Here is an 18692-nt window from a genome sequence, read left to right on the forward strand (position 1 = left end):
GGACTTTTACTTCATATCTCAATTCCAGATTTCATTCATTTCTGTCAATATGATTGGTTTTCCTTCTGTAACGACAATAGTATGCTCGTGCTGGGCCATGTATCCGCCTTTATTTCCGACCATTGTCCAACCATCGTTGAGTGTTTCAGCATAGGTTGAAGTGGTGGAGATGAATGTTTCAATGGCAACGACCGCATTCTTTTTAAATCTTGTCTGATTAAAGCGGTCTCTGTAATTCGTGATTTCGCTTGGTTCTTCGTGAAGACTTCTGCCAATTCCATGACCTGCCAGATTCTTAATTACTTTATAACCGTATTTTTTCGCCTCTGTTTCCATGATATGTCCGATGTCTGAAATGCGGACACCACCTTTTATATTATAGATTGCTTTGCGCAAAATCTGTTTTGAAGCATCTATAAGTTTCTGGTGTTGATTGATGTCTTCGCCTATCACAAAAGAGTTTCCATTGTCTGACCAAAAGCCATCCAGCTCCGCAGAAACATCAATATTAATCAAATCGCCGTCTTTCAAAATTTTGTTGTCAGACGGAATACCGTGACAAAATTCTTTATTTACGCTTATACAGGTCCAACCAGGAAAACCGTAAGTCAGATACGGTGCAGATTTTGCCCCAAAATCCGAAAGTATTTTTGCACCGAAATTGTCCAGTTCCTTTGTTGTCATACCTGGCTGAGCATAATCTCTCATTTCCTTCAAAGTACAGGCAACAGCTTCGCTTGCCTTTTTCATCCCGATTAGTTCTGCTTCTTTTGTTATAGACATATTCGTTTTATCTCTTTGTCTGCGGTATCTGCCACAAACCTGAAAAGTTTTGTTTTATTGATAAAGTTAAGACCTTTTACCAGCTTTTTAAGCTGCTGCTTCCCTACGCTTACCACACTCCTCTGCTGTAAGCGATTGCGTCAATTGTTTTTGATTTTTCGTCTTAACAAAATGAGTTTGAATTTTAAAGTATCATAAATCAGGCCCGAAATTAAAGTTGCTGATGCAAAAATTAAAGAATGAAGCCCTGCTTTCGAATAGAGAACTCCCCCGGCAATTCCACCGATAAAGAAGAAACATATTATTGTCAGACGAAGTTTAATTGAGGAAATTAATCTGAGTTTTTGCTCTTTTTGTTTGTAGAAGAATAATTGGGATAATTCAATGCCCAGGTCGGTGAAAAGCCCTGTTAAATGAGTGGTCCTGACACTTGCACTTGAAATAGTTGTCACTAAAGAGTTTTGTAAACCCATTGCAAAGAGTAGACTAAATGCAATTATATCCGGACTTGTAATGATTAAATCCTGTGGCCAGCTCCCAACCACAAATAGAATTAAGCATTCTATGGAAGCAGGGACTACATAAATATACTGGTCATTTTTTCTTGAGAAAACTTCAATAAGAAAACTGGAAATAAAGGAGCCTGAAAAAAAGAAAAAGATATAAAGAAAATAAACAAGTCCCTGCCAGAAATTGAGTTTGAAGACTTCATCCACAAAAAAAGCAAAGTGTCCTGTCACGTTAGTCGTCAGCTTTTGAACCGCAAGAAAACCTGTAACATTTACAAAACCAGCAACAAATGATAATAATGAAGCTATTCTTAGATTATGCCTTAAAGTCCGTGTTTTCCCCTGGTGTCTAAACATTTCATTCTTTTATAACTTTTGCCGGATGCAAACTTTGATATAAAAATCAGCGTAATAAAAGCTGAGTGTTGCACCATAGCAAGTTGAAGCAGTTTTTTGATCTGCTAAGTTAAAACTTCTCAGCAAATAAAAACGGGATAAGACGGGCAGAAGTATAAAAACCCTACAATAACAGCAGTTCTGTCAGTAGCAAACTGCTGTTATTGTAGGATTTTTCATGCTTAATGCCAAAAAGATAAGACAGGGTGAAGCTGTAAATTTGGTTAACTGTGATTTATTTTGTCAGTTTTAGTGCTTCATCAAGTCTTAATGCTGCATTATCCCAATTGATAATATTAAATAAAGCATCTACAAAGTCAGTGCGTTTATTTTTATACTTCAGATAATAAGCGTGTTCCCAAACGTCGATCACCAGCAGGGGAATGGCACCCCATTGCGTTAGTTTTTCATGGTTTTCACATTGCAGAACAGTCAAGCTGTCGCTATAAGGCTGATAGGCAACAATGCCCCACCCATTGCCGTCAACATTTTTAGAAGTTTCGGCAATCAGTGATTTGAGCCTTTCATAACTGCCAAAATTCTTTTCAATTCGTTTTCGTAAATCTCCTGAAGGTTCAGTTTTTTTATTGGTAAGGTTTGTCCAGAAAATAGAATGTAAAATATGAGAGGAGAAATGATAAGTTAGTTTCTTTGTCCAGAAGTCAACGGTTTCTAAATTATTTTCGTCAAGGGCTTTTTTTATCATCTGTAAATCTTTGTTTGCCCCTTTAACTGCGCCTCCGTGGTGAAATGTATAATGAAGATGCAATGTTTCAGCATCCATGTACGGTTCTAAGAAACTTTCACTGTAAGGCAAAGATTGCTGGATATAGTTACCGTTAGCATCAACCAATTTATCTATCGGATTGCTGGAAAGGTGCTGAGCAAAAGCATTTCCTGTAGAAAGCAAAGTTGCTGCACCCGCTAATGTTCCTGATTTTAAAAAAGTCTTTCTGTTCATAATATTAGTTTTATAAAAATCCCCAGAACCGCAGCAACTGCAATTACATAAGGTTCCTGGATTTTCCTGAAATAAAGTAAAATTAAAATTGCAGCCACAGCAATTAACGCTGTCGGGATGTCTGAAATACTTTTTGTTGCAATAACGATAACTGCTCCGGTTAAAGCCCCGATAACGGCAGCAGTAATACCTTCTACAAATGCTTTGACTGATTGATTTCCGGATATTTTTTTGAAATATGGCGCCGGAATTACTGTAAATAAATAACAAGGTAAAAATGTGGATAATGCCGCAACCACTGCTCCGGGAAAACCTGCAATCAGATAACCAATAAAACCAACTGTGATTACAACCGGGCCAGGCGTAATCATTGCGACCGCAACCGCATCTAAAAATTGCTGTTCCGTCAGCCAATGGTTTTCAGTAACAACTCCGGCATGTAAAAACGGAACGATTGCCAGTCCGCTTCCAAAAACAAATGCCCCGGCTTCGGTAAAGAATATGGCAATTTTTACAAGGGCTGAAGTTTCATAATTCCAAAAACCGATTTGTAAAAGAACAAAACTGTTCGCTCTGGATTTATGAAGCCATTGAGGCGGCGCTTTTACAAACATATACAAAAGTCCTGCTGCAACGAATAATAGAACCTGTTCCTGCTGAGTAAAGAAAGTGATGGCCGCTGCAACAATAAAAAACAGCCAAAGCAACCAATTTTGTCTGAAGGATTGTAGGTTGAATTTACCGATCGATTTGATGGTAAGTTTATAGGAGCTGTTTGCAATGATGCCAATAACTGCTGCACCAACGCCATAAAATACAGCTTGCATCCATGCAAGTCCGCCATATAATCTGTAAGCCATGCCCAGCAGCACAACCATAAAAAAAGAAGGAATTACAAAAGCAATACCTGCCAGCGTTGCCCCTAAAATACCGTAGTGAACAAAGCCCAGATAAATACCTAATTGCGCAGCTAGCGGTCCAGGGGCTAATTGTGCCAAAGCCAGGCCTTGTTTATATTCTTCGTCTGAAATCCATTTACGGTTTTCTACCAGATCTTTGTGCATGTAACCCACCAGTGCAACCGGCCCGCCAAAACCTGTCGAACCTAATTTCAGAAAATAAAAAATTAATTGCCGTAAAGTGTATGGGGTTCTTTCAGTCATTTTATTCGATTTAAAAGGCAATTCCAAACTGAAAACCGATGGTAAAAGATGTGGGCTTGTCGTTGCCCAACCTGACAGGAAGCGGGATAGCAATATAATAGCTGCTGTTTTTATTTTTAATAACGGTTTTATTCAGAACCGGAGTAATGCCATACCTGCCCGATGTCTCAAAGGCGGCCCTGCCCGCAAAAGTGTAACCCTTACCTAATGCAATCAGCACACCTGGATGAAATAAGAAATTGTTCATCCTGCTGGTGCCATTCTCAGCCTTTATGTGCGGAACGAACTCCATTGAAAACCCGACTTTCGGACTTTTCCAGATATTGATACCAACGGGCATCCCCACTACATAATAGTCTTTAAAATTAGTGGCTGTTTCATACTCGCTGAATGTGACTATCGGATGAACAATACCTGCATAGCCTGTAATTTTCGGATAAGTATTTTGTGAAAATGCTGAAACAGGTAATAAAAGAAACGAAAAAATAAAAAAGAAACGAAACTCTATCATAGTTTTTTGCTTGGTTGAGAGCAAAACTATTGATGGCAAAATAAAATAAATAGGAGCTTATTTACTTTTTGTACCAGGTTTACTTTTTTGCAGATTTTTTCTGTAAGCGGATGGATTTTTCCCTGTGTGTTTTTTGAATATTCTTGTAAAATGGCTTTGATCTGAAAAACCAGTCAGGTAGGCAATTTCTGTAAGTGAGCAGCTAGTATTTTGAATAAGTTTTATGGCTTTGTCGATACGTATTTTTCTGATATATTCTCCGAAATTGAGATCCTCAAAATATTTTGAAAATTCCCTTGATAAATATGACGGGTTAAGTTCTAAGTCATGAGAAATTGTTTTCAGGTCAAACGTTAGTTGAGTATCAATCTGGTCCTGAATTATTTCTTTTAAGTTTTTTACCCATCCGGGTATTTTCTTCCTGTCGTTTGCACTTTCTTCCAAAAACTTCTTATATACTTCATGCAATAAGTTTTCAAAGGGGCTGTTTTGCAAATGATTTTGTTTTTGTAAATGTGCAGCCCAGCTGTACAAGGCATCGTAGATAAGCATTCCGGTTTCCAATAACCTGTAATCGTCAGTATGGTTATAAGAAAGCCCCGCAGAGATGGCCTGAAGTCCGGCTGATTCTTTGGCAAGGTCGTGCCGGTCTGTATCTGCGCCTCGAACAATAACTGCCATCACCAAAACAGCCGGATCTGTTATTTTATATTTTTTGACGATATAGTCAAAAGTACATTGGTCATCATAATGGGTAAACTCTACATCCGGAATGTCAAACGGAATGGCATTTAATCTTTTCGCTTCTTCCTGCACCTGATCGTATGGAACGTAGATAAATTCCGCGTCATTGTCAACAAACTTTCTGATGAGCCATGGACACGCTAACCTGTCAATCTTTGGCCGTTCTCTTGTAATCCATTTCATTGAAGGTCTGTTTGCTTTAGTTTAAAAACACCGGATCAAACTGAATTCCCGGAAGTACAAATAATACCCAAATCCGCAAAAAAAAACAGCTTAACTACCTGAGTAATTAAGCTGCTTCTGATTTCTGCAGAGAGAGAGGGTCTCTTACTATTACACAACTTATTTACTCTAGCCTCAGAAAAAAGGGTTTTTCTGACGGGTAATAATAAAGTGTTACCTATGCGTTACCCATAAGAGATTTTGGCGTATTCATAGCCATATCTATTTCGGGAAAATTGAGCATAACACTTTGGCTTATACTATCACCCAGCGACTTTGGGCTTGCCCCTAAAGCTCCGAGCGTATTAATAAAAATATTCTCTCTGCTCCTAAGGTTTTCATTCTCTTTTCTTAGCCTTTCGTTTTCCTCCAATATAGCCTTAACATCAACTTCAACCATCTCACCGTCTCCGGTTGCCAACCACGTCAAACTAAGCCTAGGGAAAACCTTTCTTAACTCAGTAAGGTTTTCAAGTTTGGGCTCAGAATGACCCGAAATATATTGATATAGCTTCGAGGCTTGACTCTTAGAATAGTTAAGCGCTTTACTTAGGTCTGAAATCTGCATTGGATGATCTCTATAAGTCCTGAGAACATATTCCAATCTTTCTGAAAATCTTTCCATTTTATTTTGCTTATTTTATATTTAATTATAATTTTGTCATAACGAATTATAAATTCAGATTTATTTATTAAATCACCTAACACATTTATAAAACCGACAAGCAAAATTATAAAATATTATGAAAAAGACAGAGAACGGGCTGAAAAAATTTATTTCAGCTAATCTTCCAAATGAAGGCAGGGGATCTTGTTATGCGCCTGAGGTGGTAAAGCTTGTTAAACAAAAACACAAAACAAACATTTCAAGAAGCCTTGTTTATGCCCTGGTAAATGACCATGCACCAATTACCCATAAAAATAAAATTGTCGTAGAGGCAATTATGGAGGTTGTAAAAAAGATGAATTCAGACTTACGAGAATTGAATGAATCTATTGCACGTGAATCAACAATGGCTACAGCATGATTAATATCGACGATAGACTGCTTGATTCATCAAATATTGATGAAAGCGAACTTTGGCTTCTTTTGCAGATAGCAAAAAGAATAAACCAAAGGTATTCATGCTTTCCTTCCAACGGTACTTTGTTGTCGGATACCGGGTTTGGGAAAGAGAAGCTAGGGAAGGTAAAGGCCGGATTGGTCCGGAAGGGCTTAATAAAAGTCAAACAAAGGAAAGGCGATGGAAATAAATTCTCAACAAATTCCTACACCGTAACAACACAATTTCTTTCAATTTTTGTAAACCTGCAAGGGAGGTCAACAGACGAAGAAGTTGAGGAAATAGAGAATGATAAAAATTCCGTTGACTGTTTTTCGGTAGACGGAAGATCCGATGACGGAAATTCGGTTGACGGAAAAGCCGTACACCGAAAACCAGTATGCGATGAAGTATTAACAAGAAATAATATTTTAAGTATTAACCAAGAAATAAGTATTAAAAAAAATATTTTAAGTATTAATGGTTCGAATTTTTCAAATTCTCGACAACCAGATTCAGAATCAAAATTTGAGATTAAAGAAAGGGGTGGTTCTGAAAAGAAAAAAGTTGCGCAAAAAAAGAAAGAATCAGCATTGTTGAAATTTCCTGATTTTGCTGATGAAAAATTCACAGAGGTTTGGAGCGAATTAATAACACAGCCAAAATGGAAGAAAAAAACAAATAGTGCCTTACAGGCATCTCTTAACCAGCTTGCAAAATTTGACAACCATTTTGCCATTGGCCTAATGGAGTCTGCAATATCGGGAAACTACCAGGGAGTAGTATTCCCGGACACAATTGAAAAATACCTCAAAAATGGAAGCAACCAAGCTACTACCGGTTCCGGAAATCTTAGACCTAACGGCGTTGAGCCAAAAGGATTTAAAGGTTTTGGAAAATTTTAATTCAGAGTTTGACAAAGAGCATCGGGCGCAAATCATTGTAACTGCTGCTGAGCAAGCATTGAAGCGAAAAAAATATTCGGAAGGCCTTAAATTATCGCCTCTGGTACACAAAATAAAAGCTGAAGAATATTACGGATATATTCAGAAATCATATCCGGGGCTAGTTATTGATGAACTTAACAGAGAAATAATCGAAATGCTATGCCTTTACTTTACAAATGACAAGCGCTTTGAAGACTGGGAGGGAAATATACTTACAAAGGGAATTGCCCTAGGAGGCGGACTAGGTGTCGGGAAAACCTATCTGATGAATATTTTCGCAATAAATCCACGACAATCTTACCGGGTCAAATCTTGTCAGGAAATCACATTAGAGTTCAGGGAAAATGATTATCAAACATTTGAGAAATATACCAAAACTCAGTTCGACCATAAGGCAAACCTTTTCACAGGAAGCAATATCATAACTTATTGCTTTGATGACCTAGGAACTGAAAATGTTCAAAAAGTATATGGCAATCAAGATAATGTTATGTCTTCAATTCTTAGCAAATGTTATGATAACATGTTAGGGCAAATACACATAACTACAAATTTATGTGCAAATCAGATTGAGGAATCTTACGGAGAAAGGATCCGTTCGAGATTCAGGCAAATGTTCAACTTCATTGAGTTTACTGATAGTTCAATTGACAGAAGAAAATAATAAAATTTACTAATATGAAAGCAATATACAAATATCAATTACCGATTCAAGAAACACATATTCTTGAATTGCCAGAAGGGTATGAAATAATCAGAGTAGAGGCAATAGACGGACTCTTTTTTCTTTGGGCAATTGTAAATACCAATGAAAATCACCCAAAGACCAAATGCTATTTAGAATTTTACAAAACAGGCCAGCCTTTCAAAAGTGAAGACCTGGAAAGCTTATCTTTTTTAGGCACCTGTAAATTATTTATAGGCCAAGAATTATGCCTTTACGTTTTTGAAAATTTTAAACCATTATGGACATGAAAAGCAAGATAAAATATGCCGGGCTTCCAAAGTTTATTGCAAATTGCGCTTGCAAATGCAACGAAATGATGTTTTACCAATATCTCCCGATAAAGTTGCATGGAGGTCATAGATATAGTTACGAAGAAAGACTTTCCTGTTTTGAGCCAATAATCAGAGAAATTACTCAAGATTATATAAATTATTTTGGATATGATAAATTCTTGAATAGCTATGTTTATCTAACAGTAAAGCACCTTTTTCAATCAGAAGGATGTTCTTATAATCGTTTCGGATACCATTCAGACGGATTTATGACAAAAGATATAAATTATATCTGGAGTGATTCAAATCCGACAATATTCAACAAAGGGCCGTTTTTTTTGACAAAAGATGATAAAATATCTTTAATAGAAATGCAAGAACAAGCATTAGCTGAAAATGATATTACTTTTCCAGATAATTCAATTGTGAGGCTTAATCAATTTCATATTCATAAAGTTAATGAATCTGGAAAATCGGGCATGAGAACTTTTTTAAAAATGTCATTTAGTGAGGATAAGTATAATTTGATTGGAAACAGCAGAAATTATCTTCTTAAATATGATTGGGAAATGTTAGAAAGAGGTATTGAAAGGAACATACCCCAAGCATCGGCAAATGTACAAAATTGATTTTAACAACATAAAACCATTTCAAATATGGAGGATGATTTTAGGAATATCAACCCTCCTTTTTATTGCATTTTTAGTTTGGATTTATTTTTTAACAAAATAAAAAAAACACATGGAGACTACTGAATGTCCATATTGCTGTAAAATTACAAAAGTTAATGAGGATGGTCAGGCTTATGATTTGGATATATTGCATCAAGAACAATGTAATCACTGTGATAGGTATTTCACATTCACAACCTCTGTTAGCTTTTCATATGAAGCGTTTAAAGCCCCTTGCTTAAATGGGGGAAAACATAAATTTAACCTTTCTAAATCGCATCCAGTAAGATTTTCAAGGATGGTTTGTGAATATTGTGAAGAACAAAGGCTATTAACAGAAGAGGAAATGCTGGAATTCAAAATAGATGTGAAAATACGTGAAATTGATTTTTAGGTAACTTTCCAATTGGACCAATAAAAGATATGAATTTAACTATCGAAGAATATAGGGCTTCATTCAGAAATAACCAAGAACCACAAAAGAAGCTCCACAAAAAGCAAAGGGAATCAGAAATTCAGGTTGCCTGCGTTAGATGGTTCCGGGTTCAGTATCCAGAATTACTTATATTTTCAGTTCCAAACGGAGGATACAGAAATAAAAAAGAGGCAACAAGGCTAATTCAGGAAGGTGTTACTCCAGGTGTACCTGACTTGTGCATACCGGTTGTAAAAGGTGGCTATTCTGGATTATTTATAGAAATGAAGTCAGAAAACAATAAACCAAGGCCTAATCAAGTCAAATGTATTTCTTATCTTAAAATGGCTGGATATAAGGTTGAAGTTGTTAACTCCGTCGAACTATTTATTTCACTGGTTACTGAATATCTAAAGGGTTGACAGATAAACACTTTTAATTATTTATTACTAAAAAATTTATAATTTGTATTTAAATACATGCTTAGTCTTACTTTTTTCGTAAATTCCCTCACCAAGTCGAAGGCTCGAGTCATGGTGAGGGTTTTTAACTTAACTACTAAATTAACACTTCATAGATTTTAAGTAAAAAAGATAGAACTTGAATCCATCTTAAAAACTTATCAACCCATGGTGTTGAATTAGTAGTTACTGGCGAAGGATTGTTAACATTAACAGTAACCTTTCCAGACCCATTTTCGATGGAAAAATCTCTGCCTCCATCCTTCTTCACTTTTTTTCGACTCTCCATTTTCTTTGGGTTTCTCTAACACGACCTTGTGTTAGAATCTTTTTCCAAAAATGGAAGTATCATTATGCCACCCATTAGGTGGCATTTTTTATATAATAGAAATTATTACCCATGTAAAATTTGGAATGAAATAATTTCACCACCATCAAAAGTTTCCTTGCCGCTAATAATAGCCATAATTTGTGGCGGACTGGCAATAGAAATATCGGAATCTTTTTCAATTATACAAAGGTTCTGTCCTATCTCTGGAATTTCATCGGTTGCTATAAAAGATAAATCTATCCTGTTTTTATAACGAGTAAAAGTATCGCTATCCACTACTAAATTGTACAGTATTGGCATAAATAGAAAGATTAAAGGTTAAAAACAAAGAACTTATTAAGAATTGATCTTGCTTTCAGATTATATTTTTTTATACAAAGAAACAGTGACACTCTGGCTGACAGCCATTGACCTCATTACAACAGATGATACAGTAGGATTGCTTGTGTTTGTAAATTTATAATACAGATACTCACTTCCATTTAATAATACCTGAATCTCGTACACTGTTGATGATTTTGAGAGTTCTTTTATTATCATAGTGCCTGAGCTTTTTGAAGCATTGTCTTTCAGATCAACCTGAGATGATCCGGTTAACACTATTACATTATCGCTTTGTACAATAAAGCCCTGAGAAGGAATATTCGGGGTAAAATACCAGGTGCCAACTATCCAACTCGGAGGAGACATTGAATTTGCTGGAGTAGCGTTGTCAGAACTTTTGCACGAGTTCAAAAAAGGAACTAAAGTAAAGAGTAGAATAACGAGTCTAGTATAATTTTTCATATGATAAGTGTCAATTGTCTCCACCAAACATATTAAAAAATACCAAAAAAGACCAATTATGCCAGCTAATTACATATAATTGACATTATTTTATAATATTTTATAAAAAATACTGATTGTATTTTGTTTTTATTATAATTAATTATAACTTTGAATCAACAAAAAGAAACACTGTCAGCAAGGCCAACAGCGTTTCGGAATCTAAAATAAAATCAAATATATGAAAACTTCAACCAACTCTCCTATTGAAATCATTGACATAACAGAGTATCCAATCTGTTATTTTAGATTTAAGGGTCAGGCTATAAAAGTGGCAGACATTGATTCTGCATTACTTAAGTCGGTATCTGATGTTATCGGACTTGACCGTGTTGACATTGACAGCACCACTCCTTCTGCATACAAAGAACTAATCATAGAGAACATTGAAGATGTGATTGCCTATTCAGGCAACCACTGGATGGAATTGCATGAAGATGACTACAATTACCTCGAAGAACTTGGGGTAATGAATTTCGGACACGAACCAGAAAAACAATTGTTGCAAGTAGCCTAATTTAAAGACCTATGTACAAGGAACTTACTTCTCAAAATGAGGTAGATTCATTTTCAGTAGTCTATCAAGTTGCCACAATGTACGAAGACAGTACAAAGTGGTTTGCAAGTTTGGCAGAAGCAGAATATTACAGAAGCCTATTGAATGAGCATAGTACGATATGGGAGTACAATGACGACGAATGTGTGTTAATATCATAGGATTGCTATAAAAATAAAACGCCCTCTCATAGTTGGAAGCTCAGAGAGGGCAATATTAAACCTTTTCTAGAAAATTTAACAGGACAAAGATATGAAAATCTTAGCTATTACAGCCCAATCATGGGTAAAAAAATTGTCGATCCGGGTAGAAAGCGTTTGGTATGCTGAATACTCCAGATCAAGAGTGATGCAAATTTTCAACGCAATCAAAAATAAGTGTGAGTCATTTTCCATTGCTATGAAAAAAGCCTGGAAAGCTCATAAGATTGAGTTTCAGATGCAGGTGTTTGTTTCTAAGTTCCAATTCATTAAATCAGACGGTTCACTTAGAATCGCTTCAGGAACGCAGGAGACAAGCAAGATTCCTGAAAACAAACTGCCAAAATTCGGTTCGGTTGATAATCCGGACATTATTAAATTTTTTGATACAGACATTCAAGAGTGGCGTTCATTCAATGCCTCTACACTAATCTAATGAAAAAGAAAAGATACTTCCACTCATATGAGTTTATGGGTGCTGTTTTGGCGGGCTTTGCCTATTGCCAAAAGCATAATATTGAAAAACCGACTTTTGTGGTAATCAAGAATATGCACGCTTATGTTGCCACATTCACTTTCTAAAATATTCCATATTTTTAAACGCAACCAAAAATGACCAAGAAATCATTGCCAGCAATTATTGAAAAAAAGGGGTTTGTTTTTTCTGAGATTAAGTTCTCAGCCTCACCAGAAGACCTTAAACAATATACCGACCTGCTCAGCCTAAAGGTTGACGGAATCCAAGATAAAGACGGTTTGAAAAAGTGCTACGATGCCCGGCAGACCCTTAAAAAAATCCGTATTGCGGTAACAAAAGAGAAAAAAGAGCTTGATGACGAAGTCAAAGAGCAATCAAAACAACAACTTGCTGAAATTTCAGCTGAGTATCAAAAAATAGTTGATTTGATTACTCCGGTTGAAACACACCTACAGCTTGAAGAAGCGAGAATTGAGGAAGAGAAGCAAAGAATCAAAAAAGAACAGGAAGAGCAAGAAGCTTTAAGGCTTTCTTCTCGTGTAGAAAGATTATTATCTTTTGGCTTTGTATTCTCTGGTATTTTTTACAAGCTTTTGACTATAACCAACGAAACGCTTCAGGTCGAGTTTGTTGCATTGAAAACTATGCCAGATGAAGAGTTTGAAGATTTTGCAGAGAAAGGCAAAATTGAATACGACAAACTTGTTGCCCATCGGGAGGAGTTGGCCAGAATTGCCAAAGAGGAAGAGCAAAAAAGGCTAGCCGAAGCTGAAGCACTCAGGAAAGAAAATATTCGCTTAAAAGAAGAGGCTGAAAGAATTATTAAGGAAGAGCAAGAGAAGGCTAACAAAGAAAGAATTGAACTTGAAAGGGTTCAGAAGGAAAAATCAGACTTACAAGCCAAAAGACTTCAAGAACTTTTGCCCTATAGCAATAATAGTTCTGATATTGATATGGCCTCTTTATACACTCTGACAGAAAAGGAATATCAGCTTACACTTGCATTGAAAAAATCCGAGTTTGAGAAAAATGAGATTGCCCGTATCGAATTAGAGAAACAACATAATGAGGCACTTATTGCTGAAAAACAACGCCTGGAGGCAATTGCAAAAGAACAACAAGCATTTTTTGCAAAAATCAAAGTAGAACAACAAGAGTTGGAAGCCCAAAAAAGAAAGATTGAAGGATCCGAATTGATTATAGATAGATTACCTGAACTGGTAGAGGGTCTTACTCCTGAGCAAGTTGACATTAAGAATATCTTGGCATATAGTGATAGAATTGAAGCAATTGAATTGCCGGAACTAAAAAGCTCAGCAGGTTTATTTGTTAGAAAAGAGATTGAAAAAGAAATTGAGAAGCTGACGGAATTTCTTAATAATAAAGCGGAAAGCTTATTGTAAAAATAAGCTCCGTATATCTAAATACGTTAGTCAAAATTACGCCAATTAATATGTCAAACATTGCCAAGTTACCAACATTGCAGGAATTGTACACAGAGCCAGAAGAAGCCTTCAAGAATGATGCTTTCTTGGTGTTGATGAATGCAAAGCCACCGGATAAATGGGTGAAAGAACACCCTTTTATCAAAGGTCATAAGTACATTCCGATTGATAAAATTGAATTCCTACTTAATAAGATTTTCAAAATTTACAAAATTGAAATTCTCAGAGAAGGAAGTTCTTTTAATGGTGTGTTTGTAGTTGTTCGTGTGACAGTAAGGCATCCAGTTACCGGGGAATGGCATTTTCATGATGGAATTGGTGCATGTGAATTACAAACAAAGAAAGGCGCTTCCGCTGCTGACTTGGCAAGTATAAATAATGGTGCTTTATCAATGGCATTTCCTATTGCTAAATCATTGGCCGTCAAAGATGCTTGCGATCACTTCGGGTCTTTGTTTGGTGCAAATCTAAATAGGAAAGACGTTTTGGAGTTTTCGCCGGACGACAAGCTAAACAAGATTGTTAATGACCTTACATTCTGGAAAAGGTTGTCAGAATGCAAAACAATCGAGGAAGTAGATAACCTTGCAATTGAGTACCCTGATATAGATTATTCGATTTATAAAAAAAGGAAAGAGGAGATAAAGGAATATGGGATTTAGCGATGGAATACTCAAAAACGTTGACATTGAGGCATATCATGAGGATACAGAGTACATCTCTTCGTCAGCAATAAAAGAAGCCTCGAAAAGCTTAAAGCATTTCGAGTGGTATTTTAAAATAGAGCGGGACCGAAAAAGTTATTTTGACTTTGGAAACGCATTTGAGCTTGCATTGATGGATGTTTTCAATAAAACATCTGAATTTGACGATAAGGTTTTCTTGTTTGATGAATCTAAAAGGCCTGAGCCAACAAAATCTTTTGGCTGTTTGGCTAACAAACAGTGGAAAGATGATATGTTCGATACTCAACAGTATGTAATTAATACCACTGGAAAAGAGAGCTTTGAGACTATCAATTTCATGCTTGAAAGTGCCTGGCAGGATAGTACTATACAAAAAATTCTAAAGGAAACTGATTATCAAACCTCAATATTCTGGACTGACAAAGCAACAGGCATTAAGCTAAAAACAAGGCCTGATGTGTGCCGGGAAAATAGTCGAACTATAGTTGATATCAAAACGATGTCTGATGCTTCGCCTTCGAAATTTGCCCGGGATAGCTCAAACTTTGAATATCCGCTTCAAGCTGCTATACAAATGAGAGGTGTTATTGAGTCAGGAATGTATGACAGGGTTGACAATTATTATTGGGTGTGCTTTGAAAAAGAACCTCCTTACAACGCTCAAATTTACAGGTTTCCAAAGGCCGAGTGGGCATTTTTTCAGAACAAGTTAGATTTCATCTTGTCCAAAATAGCAATGGCAAGAGAGCAAAATAAATACATCGGTTATACAGATAGAGCCGATAACAACCTGGGCATTCTTGAATTAGAGATACCGGTATGGTATAAAGGTTAGATTTAGATTGATATTTGATTTTAGGGTGTAGAACTCCCTTTTTGTTTTGCTTAAAGGGAGTCTAATAAACTGAAACTTAAACAATAAGGCAATGATATATTTAATAATTGGCGTTGGAGTATTTGTAGTTATTGGGGCTACAATACTCATAAAAGAGATATTCTTTGAAAGAACCCCGATGAATAGTATCTATTGTAATCAAGATTATTACGATGAATGAAACAATAGATCACTACAGGCTAAAATGCCACTTCGAAAGAGCATTAACCACAAGGGAATCAATAAAATACCTTAAAGGTTCTGAGTTATCAACTGACAGGCTTCTTAAAGATGCAATTGACAGCCAGTTTTCAAATTTTGATAAACTGGAAGAAAGCCTTCAGCAAGATATTACAAGAGAATCGAAAAAGGTATTTAAGGACTGGTGGGGTAATTACCCTTACAGAGATGACATTTTGAATAATAAGGTAACTATCAGACCATTTCCAAAACGTAAAAACTAAGAAAATGGCAATCATTTCAATCATAATGATTCTTATAGGTGTATTTGTAGCCTATAAAGTATCCCAAAAAACAGAACAATGAGAGATGTATTATTTAAAAAGCTCATAGCGCCCGGAAAGGGATATGAAGAGGAATTCATTAATGAAGGTTGCTTTCATGCGTGGGGATCTTGTTTTGAAGACGATGGACTAACCTTGGTTCAGTATAGTATAGCGATTATTGAGGACAAACAAGGCTTTGTTCATGAAATTAAACCATCAAATGTAAAATTCGTTGTGGAACCACAAGATCACAACTTTGAGCCTCCTTGGTAATATGGAAATCATACACAGTTTAATTCTAATATTTCTCACCGTAGTTCTTTTTGTTGCAACAGCTGCATACTGCGAGAGCTGCACATCAAAAACAAAATGAGCAAGATTTTATTTTTTGACATAGAAACAACCGGGCTTGACAATCAAAAAAACGGCATTCATCAGCTTGCCTGTATAGTTGACATTGACGGAAAAGAGGCAGAAAGGTTCAACTTAAAGCTAAAGCCCTTCAAAGATGATGTGATTGAAGAACAAGCACTTGCTATAGGCAATGTAACCTATGAGCAAATTACAGGTCCTGACTATTTAGAACCAACCTATCAAAAAAACAAGCTTTGTGATATTCTTAAAAAGTATGTTGACAAGTTTGACAAACTTGATAAAATGCACCTTGCGGGCTATAACAACGCAAGCTTTGACAATCAGTTCCTGAGACGTCTTTTTGAAAAATGTGGAGACAATTATTTTGGGTCTTGGTTCTGGTCGGATTCAATTGATGTAATGGTATTGTCTTCATATAAATTCCAAAACAAAAGAAGCCAGATGCCAAATTTCAAACTTGGTACCGTAGCTCAGTATTCAGGGATAAAAGTGCAAGATGATGGACTGCATGATGCACTTTATGACATCGAACTAACACGGAAAATTTACTACAAGCTTATGTTCAATAAGGAAGTTTAAGAAGAAATAATACGGCTCAAATAATTTAAAGATAAAAAAACTGTAAAAATGTGGTACTTAGGAAAAATAAGATTTCAAAAAGAGGACGAATCCGGATCATTAAAAACTATTAATGAAGCTTATCTGGTAGATGCTGTTTCATACACTGATGCCGAAGCAAGGCTGTATGAATATATCCCAGATTCCACCCAAAATTGGAATTTGGTTAGCCTGGTGAAGCAAACCATTTCTGAAATATTTCATATTGAAAACGGATCAGAAGTCTGGTATAAGGCAAAAGTTCAATATGTGACATTTGACGAAAAGTCACAGAAAGAAAAGAAAACACCTATCGTAATGCTGATTAACGCTGAGAATCCAAAGGATGCTTATGAGTTATTGACTAAGCAACTTGGAACGATTGATGATTATCATATTACAAATGTTAATCTGACTTCTATTCTTGAAATCGTTCATTATAAGCCTGAAAATGAACTTTTAAAGAAAGGTAATTTTCTTAAAGTTCCGGATGAGTTTCTTAAAGTCAATGACAACCCAGAAGACAAGCATTGAGTATGAAACCTTCAATAACAATAAATGCAGTTTCAAACTTCTTTGAGCTGCATTTCGAAATTACCGGAAGGACTGAAGAGTCGATAAACAGAAAAGCCCTGTCAACTTGCCGGAGGATTAAAAGGTTACATAAGGCCTACATCGAAAGCCATGTTGGTAAGAAACCGACCAAAAAAATGATTCCGGTGCCATGGAATCTGGGAATACACAAACAAATCTGGCAAGAAAAATTTGAAAAGGCCGGTGGCCTAAAGGTCCAGATTTCAAAAACAATAATCAATTAAATAGTAGGATAACCTGCGTTAACGCACTTAGCAAAATTCGTAGTTGAAATAAAAAACTAAGTGGGCGTTACTGCACTCGATATGCGACGCAGGGCAAAAAAAATCAAACCATGACCTTTGAAATAAAGCACGGTGATAATATAGAAATCCTTAAATACTATCCAAATAACCATTTCGATAGTATTGTAACTGATGCACCGTACGGACTAGGAAGAGAACAAGATCCGGAAAAGGTTTTGAAGGAATGGTTAACGCACGGATATTATGAAATAAAAGGAAAAGGTTTTATGGGTAAAGCCTGGGATGCCTTTGTGCCTCAGCCTGTTTTCTGGAAAGAATGCATAAGGGTATTAAAGCCGGGCGGACATTTATTATGTTTCTTCGGAACTCGTACATATGATTGGGGAACCTTAGCAATTAGATTAGCAGGGTTTCAGATACGAGATATGATAACCTGGCATTATGGCTCAGGATTTCCCAAATCAGTAAACTGCGGTGATGGGAAAGGAACAGCACTAAAACCAGCCTCAGAGCCTATTTGTGTCGCAAGAAAACCTTTGGAGGGAACTATCTATCAAAATTTCAAAAAATACGGGATTGGAGTATTGAACATTGATAATTGCAGAATAGAATTTAAATCTGAAGATAATATACAGCCTGACGATCTTGGCAGATTTCCTGCGAATGTAATATTTGATGAATACACATCTTGTATACTTGATGAACAATCCGGGATACTCACATCAGGGAAACCACAAGGTATAAGAAAGGCCAGCAATAAGATATATGGACAATATAGCCCAGGCTTAGAAATAACAGGGTATGGTGATACAGGTGGTGCGAGTCGTTTTTTCTATTGTGCAAAAGCCTCTAAATCAGAAAGAAATGCAGGTCTTGAAGTTATTGAAAACTTTCATCCGACAGTAAAACCAATATCGCTAATGAGGTGGTTGCAATGTCTTGTAACACCCAAAGGGGGACTAACTCTCGATCCTTTTGCAGGTTCTGGAACATCCGGTTGTTCGGCAGCTTTTGAAGCTATCAATATTGTTATGATAGAAATGCAGAAAGAGTATATTCCTATCATCGAAGCAAGAATAGCTTACTGGAAAGATAAGGCTAATAGGGAAAAATATTACAGAGAATTAAAAGAATCTCAACTTGAATTATTCTAAA

General features: G+C 36.2%; 29 protein-coding genes. 18 read left to right on the forward strand and 11 right to left on the reverse strand.

The window, feature by feature from the left end; genetic code table 11:
* Positions 1–18: 18 nt before the first annotated feature.
* The 7 genes from map to BM179_RS11395 form a co-directional block, all read right to left on the reverse strand.
* Positions 19–783: a type I methionyl aminopeptidase gene (gene map / locus BM179_RS11365; RefSeq protein ID WP_092016836.1), complete on the reverse strand. Its 765-nt coding sequence runs from the start codon at positions 781–783 to the stop codon at positions 19–21.
* Positions 784–923: 140 nt separating this feature from the next.
* Positions 924–1649, reverse strand: coding sequence for a YoaK family protein (locus tag BM179_RS11370; protein WP_092016837.1), 726 nt, complete (start codon positions 1647–1649; stop codon positions 924–926).
* A 274-nt stretch (positions 1650–1923) separates the two neighbouring features.
* Positions 1924–2649, reverse strand: a complete 726-nt coding sequence (locus BM179_RS11375; protein WP_092016839.1) for a superoxide dismutase — start codon at positions 2647–2649, stop codon at positions 1924–1926.
* Positions 2646–3812, reverse strand: coding sequence for a chromate transporter (locus BM179_RS11380; RefSeq protein WP_092016841.1), 1167 nt, complete (start codon positions 3810–3812; stop codon positions 2646–2648). The genes BM179_RS11375 and BM179_RS11380 overlap by 4 nt, the downstream gene beginning before the upstream one ends.
* A gap of 10 nt (positions 3813–3822) precedes the next feature.
* Positions 3823–4323 (reverse strand): hypothetical protein, encoded by a 501-nt coding sequence (locus BM179_RS11385; protein ID WP_092016843.1) that lies wholly within the window; start codon positions 4321–4323, stop codon positions 3823–3825.
* A gap of 57 nt (positions 4324–4380) precedes the next feature.
* Entirely contained in the window at positions 4381–5250 is an 870-nt protein-coding gene (locus BM179_RS11390) for a chromate resistance protein ChrB domain-containing protein (protein WP_092016845.1), read from the reverse strand.
* A 217-nt stretch (positions 5251–5467) separates the two neighbouring features.
* The gene (locus BM179_RS11395; RefSeq protein ID WP_092016847.1) at positions 5468–5914 is read right to left on the reverse strand and encodes a hypothetical protein; all 447 of its coding nucleotides are present in this window, start codon (positions 5912–5914) and stop codon (positions 5468–5470) included.
* Positions 5915–6032: 118 nt separating this feature from the next.
* On the opposite strand from BM179_RS11395, the gene BM179_RS11400 reads away from it, so the two are divergent.
* From BM179_RS11400 to BM179_RS11430, 7 genes are all read left to right on the forward strand, one after another.
* Positions 6033–6317 carry a hypothetical protein gene (locus tag BM179_RS11400; protein ID WP_092016849.1) on the forward strand — a complete coding sequence of 95 codons (285 nt, stop codon included), beginning with the start codon at positions 6033–6035 and terminating at the stop codon, positions 6315–6317.
* The gene (locus BM179_RS11405) at positions 6314–7237 is read left to right on the forward strand and encodes a helix-turn-helix domain-containing protein (RefSeq protein WP_092016851.1); all 924 of its coding nucleotides are present in this window, start codon (positions 6314–6316) and stop codon (positions 7235–7237) included. The genes BM179_RS11400 and BM179_RS11405 overlap by 4 nt, the downstream gene beginning before the upstream one ends.
* Positions 7224–7943 (forward strand): P-loop NTPase family protein, encoded by a 720-nt coding sequence (locus BM179_RS11410; protein ID WP_092016854.1) that lies wholly within the window; start codon positions 7224–7226, stop codon positions 7941–7943. The genes BM179_RS11405 and BM179_RS11410 overlap by 14 nt, the downstream gene beginning before the upstream one ends.
* Before the next feature lie 14 nt (positions 7944–7957).
* Complete coding sequence (locus BM179_RS11415) at positions 7958–8254, forward strand: DUF7352 domain-containing protein (RefSeq protein WP_092016856.1); 297 nt, start codon at positions 7958–7960, stop codon at positions 8252–8254.
* Positions 8251–8907 (forward strand): hypothetical protein, encoded by a 657-nt coding sequence (locus tag BM179_RS11420; RefSeq protein ID WP_092016858.1) that lies wholly within the window; start codon positions 8251–8253, stop codon positions 8905–8907. The genes BM179_RS11415 and BM179_RS11420 overlap by 4 nt, the downstream gene beginning before the upstream one ends.
* 112 nt (positions 8908–9019) lie before the next feature.
* Positions 9020–9343, forward strand: a complete 324-nt coding sequence (locus BM179_RS11425; RefSeq protein WP_092016860.1) for a hypothetical protein — start codon at positions 9020–9022, stop codon at positions 9341–9343.
* Between the two features lie 29 nt (positions 9344–9372).
* On the forward strand, positions 9373–9786 hold the full coding sequence (locus BM179_RS11430; protein ID WP_092016862.1) for a VRR-NUC domain-containing protein: 414 nt from the start codon (positions 9373–9375) through the stop codon (positions 9784–9786).
* Positions 9787–9922: 136 nt separating this feature from the next.
* Here the strand turns inward: BM179_RS11430 and BM179_RS25585 are convergent, their stop codons facing one another.
* The 4 genes from BM179_RS25585 to BM179_RS25800 all read right to left on the reverse strand — a co-directional run bounded on the left by BM179_RS25585 (position 9923) and on the right by BM179_RS25800 (position 11499).
* The gene (locus tag BM179_RS25585; RefSeq protein ID WP_092016864.1) at positions 9923–10114 is read right to left on the reverse strand and encodes a hypothetical protein; all 192 of its coding nucleotides are present in this window, start codon (positions 10112–10114) and stop codon (positions 9923–9925) included.
* A 105-nt stretch (positions 10115–10219) separates the two neighbouring features.
* Positions 10220–10456 carry a hypothetical protein gene (locus BM179_RS11440; RefSeq protein ID WP_092016866.1) on the reverse strand — a complete coding sequence of 79 codons (237 nt, stop codon included), beginning with the start codon at positions 10454–10456 and terminating at the stop codon, positions 10220–10222.
* A 60-nt stretch (positions 10457–10516) separates the two neighbouring features.
* The gene (locus tag BM179_RS11445) at positions 10517–10846 is read right to left on the reverse strand and encodes a hypothetical protein (RefSeq protein WP_092016868.1); all 330 of its coding nucleotides are present in this window, start codon (positions 10844–10846) and stop codon (positions 10517–10519) included.
* Between the two features lie 509 nt (positions 10847–11355).
* Positions 11356–11499, reverse strand: a complete 144-nt coding sequence (locus BM179_RS25800) for a Rieske 2Fe-2S domain-containing protein (RefSeq protein ID WP_374754579.1) — start codon at positions 11497–11499, stop codon at positions 11356–11358.
* 10 nt (positions 11500–11509) lie between these two features.
* Here BM179_RS25800 and BM179_RS11455 point away from each other — a divergent pair, with 10 nt between their 5' ends.
* From BM179_RS11455 to BM179_RS11505, 11 genes are all read left to right on the forward strand, one after another.
* The gene (locus BM179_RS11455) at positions 11510–11698 is read left to right on the forward strand and encodes a hypothetical protein (protein WP_092016872.1); all 189 of its coding nucleotides are present in this window, start codon (positions 11510–11512) and stop codon (positions 11696–11698) included.
* Positions 11699–11789: 91 nt separating this feature from the next.
* Positions 11790–12173 carry an SH3 beta-barrel fold-containing protein gene (locus BM179_RS11460; protein WP_092016874.1) on the forward strand — a complete coding sequence of 128 codons (384 nt, stop codon included), beginning with the start codon at positions 11790–11792 and terminating at the stop codon, positions 12171–12173.
* Positions 12173–12319 carry a hypothetical protein gene (locus BM179_RS25285; protein WP_177219369.1) on the forward strand — a complete coding sequence of 49 codons (147 nt, stop codon included), beginning with the start codon at positions 12173–12175 and terminating at the stop codon, positions 12317–12319. The genes BM179_RS11460 and BM179_RS25285 overlap by 1 nt, the downstream gene beginning before the upstream one ends.
* Before the next feature lie 30 nt (positions 12320–12349).
* Positions 12350–13618 carry a coiled-coil domain-containing protein gene (locus tag BM179_RS11465; protein WP_092016876.1) on the forward strand — a complete coding sequence of 423 codons (1269 nt, stop codon included), beginning with the start codon at positions 12350–12352 and terminating at the stop codon, positions 13616–13618.
* A 50-nt stretch (positions 13619–13668) separates the two neighbouring features.
* On the forward strand, positions 13669–14322 hold the full coding sequence (locus tag BM179_RS11470; RefSeq protein WP_092016878.1) for a hypothetical protein: 654 nt from the start codon (positions 13669–13671) through the stop codon (positions 14320–14322).
* Positions 14312–15181: a PD-(D/E)XK nuclease-like domain-containing protein gene (locus tag BM179_RS11475; protein ID WP_092016880.1), complete on the forward strand. Its 870-nt coding sequence runs from the start codon at positions 14312–14314 to the stop codon at positions 15179–15181. Before BM179_RS11470 ends, BM179_RS11475 begins: the two co-directional genes overlap by 11 nt.
* Before the next feature lie 212 nt (positions 15182–15393).
* Positions 15394–15684 carry a hypothetical protein gene (locus tag BM179_RS11480; RefSeq protein ID WP_092016882.1) on the forward strand — a complete coding sequence of 97 codons (291 nt, stop codon included), beginning with the start codon at positions 15394–15396 and terminating at the stop codon, positions 15682–15684.
* A gap of 78 nt (positions 15685–15762) precedes the next feature.
* Positions 15763–15999, forward strand: a complete 237-nt coding sequence (locus BM179_RS11485) for a hypothetical protein (protein ID WP_092016884.1) — start codon at positions 15763–15765, stop codon at positions 15997–15999.
* 96 nt (positions 16000–16095) lie between these two features.
* The gene (locus tag BM179_RS11490; protein ID WP_092016886.1) at positions 16096–16680 is read left to right on the forward strand and encodes a 3'-5' exonuclease; all 585 of its coding nucleotides are present in this window, start codon (positions 16096–16098) and stop codon (positions 16678–16680) included.
* A 48-nt stretch (positions 16681–16728) separates the two neighbouring features.
* Entirely contained in the window at positions 16729–17232 is a 504-nt protein-coding gene (locus tag BM179_RS11495) for a DUF4494 domain-containing protein (protein WP_092016888.1), read from the forward strand.
* A 394-nt stretch (positions 17233–17626) separates the two neighbouring features.
* Complete coding sequence (locus BM179_RS11505) at positions 17627–18691, forward strand: DNA-methyltransferase (RefSeq protein ID WP_092016892.1); 1065 nt, start codon at positions 17627–17629, stop codon at positions 18689–18691.
* The last annotated feature ends 1 nt before the right edge of the window (position 18692 follow it).

This window comes from Pseudarcicella hirudinis (genome assembly GCF_900115665.1).
GTDB classification, from domain to species: domain Bacteria; phylum Bacteroidota; class Bacteroidia; order Cytophagales; family Spirosomataceae; genus Pseudarcicella; species Pseudarcicella hirudinis.